At 74.6% G+C, this 311-nt stretch carries 1 protein-coding gene; it reads right to left on the reverse strand.

From position 1 onward, the window contains the following. Positions 1–311, reverse strand: a 311-nt coding sequence (locus PUR56_RS00405; protein WP_329947361.1) for a SpaA isopeptide-forming pilin-related protein, incomplete at both ends; no start/stop codon positions are given.

A 311-nucleotide genomic window follows, 5' to 3' on the forward strand; every position in this document is an offset into this window, starting at 1 on the left:
CGGAGGCGTCCTGGGCCGCCTGGTCGGGCGCTCCGACGTGGTGCAGGGCCGGGTGCTGGGCCGCTGGCGCGGCAGACGCCCGCCGGGAGTAGTTCCCGGCGGACTGGTGCGTCAGTCGGCAGACGCCGTCGGCGCCGGTGGTGCACGGCGCGCCGGAGTGGGTGTCGGGGTTGGGGCCGGAGGTCTGCAGACCGGGGATGCCGTTGGTCTCCGTCCACAGCTCGAACACCGCACCGGCCAGGACCGCGCCCGTGTTCGCGTCCTTCTTCAGGACCCGCACCTCACCCGTCACCGGGGGCTGCGGCAGATCA

This window comes from Streptomyces sp. BE303, from assembly GCF_036290945.1.
Classification (GTDB): domain Bacteria; phylum Actinomycetota; class Actinomycetes; order Streptomycetales; family Streptomycetaceae; genus Kitasatospora.